Here is a 2,717-nt window from a genome sequence, read left to right on the forward strand (position 1 = left end):
AAAATAGGCCGAGAGGGCATACTCTCTAACCAAGCTTGTTTTCGCACAACCAACCCAGCTGAAGGTGGTAGTAATTTTTTGTGAGGTTCATAAAGTAATGGCTCACAACCACGTTCAGTGATTGCTAGAAATGGCGCAAGTTTATCAAAATTTGGTGGAGGAGTGACTTCAAAAACACCATGGATTTGACTACCATAAGCACCAGAAGTAGGGTGAGATTTGCCAAAGGCGTAAGCAGAAGCTATCCAAGACATTGATGGAATCGTGTCATCGTCTAGGAAACCCACTAGTTCACCTGTAGCTTCCTGAATGGCACGGCATCTGGCATAAGCTGCCCCTTGTTTCGGTTCAAAACAATACCTCAACGGATATTGCGTTGGCCAATTGGCTTGATAAGCCTCAACAAGCTTAGCAGTGCCGTCAGTACTGTTGTTGTCAATAACAATAACTTCCCAGCTCAGTTGGTCTTGCTGGCAACAGTCTCGGAGTCGATCTAAGACTTCTGGTAGACGCTTCTGACCGTTGTATGTCGGGATGGCAACAGTTAACTCAATCACCATATTTTTTTTTCCACTGTAGAAAAATAACCCTAACTAATTATTGAGAATATTCCCAAGTGTTGACCAACATTATCTCTCTCTGAGGACATAAATTGTTATTGGTTTAGGAAATTTAACCGATACTTTAGTACTTTAGGTGCGACCCGTGGCGAATTTAATTCTTAATCCGGAAAGCGCACCTCAAGCGGTAAGCTTACGCACTAGGCGAGCCCATGCTACCCTTTCCCCACTCCTGACTCCTGGACAAAGTTGGTTATATCCAACTCAGGTTACTAGTAAGCGCCTTTTTTTTGAAAAAGCACTATGGCAGTTTTTAATAAAATCTTCAAATCTAGCCACAGTGACCAATTTTCCATGTACAAAGTATCTAGACGTACCACTTCTTCAAAAGACGTAATATCCGAACGACCGGACACTTGCCAAAGTCCGGTTATTCCCGGTAAAACTGCATGACGTATAAAGTGGTGTTCAGAGAATTTATTGACATCTCTGATTGGCAATGGCCTAGGACCAACTAAACTCATTTCTCCACAGAGAACGTTAAGTAATTGGGGAAGTTCATCTAAGCTATAGCGGCGGATAATTTTTCCTACTTTGGTAATCCGTGGATCATCCTTTATCTTAAAGAGAACACCATCTTTCATTTCATTACGAGCTTCTAGCTCTTTGAGACGTTGGTCAGCATCCACAAACATACTGCGAAATTTCCAAGTCTTAAATCGTTTATTATGTAAGCCAACTCTTTCCTGTTTGTAAAATATCGGTCCTGGGGAATCAAGCTTGATTAAAACGGAAATACTGATAAACAGTGGCAAAAGCACAATTATTCCTAAGACAGAAAGCACAAAATCCAAACATCTTTTTGCCAAAAAGTCAATACCAGTAATTAGAGGGGGAGAAAACCCTATGGTAGGCACACCACCTATACTAGACATCTCCACATTTTGGTAAATAGGTCCTAAGTCTGTACACAAAATTCGCAAGGTGATACCTGCGTTTCTGAGACTCCAGTAAAAGAACATATAATCTTTTACCTTGTTCCAAGAGCAAACAAATACTTCGGCTACGTCTAGAGCACGAATTTCTTTAATAAAATCGGATAGGTTCGATTGATCTAATAAATTAATATCGAAGAATTTAATAACGCCATAACAATCTTCGTTTTCCAGTATTTGAATTGCTTTTTGTTGTTGATATGGTGAACCTATGATCAGGGTTGGATAGCGAAGTAAGCCTTTTTTACGAAGCCGTCTCAGAAGAAAATCTATTCCTAAGCGTCCGATGCAGACAAGAGCGAGGCTTAATAGCCATAACAAACTATCAATTAGTTGAATCACAAATTGATCGGGTTGATACAGGCAAGCAATAACGAGTAGACTAATCTGGGCAACAGTGATTGTCTGGGCTAGAGCTAAGTAGTCACGGCGTTTGTTACCAGAATTATAAAGGTCTTGTAAAGCAATCAATAAAATTTCCCAGGGTATGACTATATAAACTAGTATTGCTTGATTGACTATTCCCCAATCATTATTTATATACTTACTAAAAATTAACCATGCCATCAATAGCATGAATAGATCAGTGAACACTAATGTAACGATGCGAAGCCATACAGCATAGGTATTGCGACGAAGTTTTGCAAAAATAGGATCACGTATATCAAATCTATAGGTTTCAGTTAAGGGCAGTCCCATCCTAGACAACTCCATTGATTAATATCCGATTAAAACCAAATTATTAGACCTAATAATCAAGGGTATTTCAGGCTAAAAATTTGGATAGGATACTTATCAAATAATGCAATTAGTTAAATTTTAAATAAAAAATAAAAAGCTAATATTTTTAATTGTATAAATTATAAAGTTATTTAATGATTGAATATGCAATTATTTGAATTGTATTCAGAGGATTTTGGCTATAAAACTATTTACTATAAAGCGAGCAAAAAAAATCAACGGCCATCAGCTTAGTTATACAGAAAAATTATACCATAACAGGATGATTTTGAAAAACTGGTATACTTCCTATATAATATAGCCGTACACTTAATTTTGTTTGATGCTTGACTAAACCAGTGTTTCCAAAGTCGCCCTCATCCTAAAGCATGGGGCTAAACAACCTAATTAACCTGCCCATACTCATAAAATTTGAGAACTT

2 protein-coding genes are annotated in these 2,717 nt (G+C 37.8%); both read right to left on the reverse strand.

Annotation, left to right across the window (positions count from 1 at the left end):
- The coding region (hpsE, locus tag F6K49_RS40005; RefSeq protein WP_293106294.1) for a hormogonium polysaccharide biosynthesis glycosyltransferase HpsE at positions 1 to 560 on the reverse strand (560 nt) is incomplete at its 3' end.
- A 272-nt stretch (positions 561 to 832) separates the two neighbouring features.
- Entirely contained in the window at positions 833 to 2,269 is a 1,437-nt protein-coding gene (locus tag F6K49_RS40010) for a sugar transferase (RefSeq protein WP_293106298.1), read from the reverse strand.
- Positions 2,270 to 2,717: the final 448 nt, after the last annotated feature.

Source organism: Moorena sp. SIO3I6 (assembly GCF_010672095.1).

Coding starts and splice junctions, on each gene's coding strand:
- F6K49_RS40010 (WP_293106298.1), bottom strand. CDS start 2,269: ATGGAGTTGTCTAGGATGGGACTGCCCTTAACTGAAACCTATAGATTT.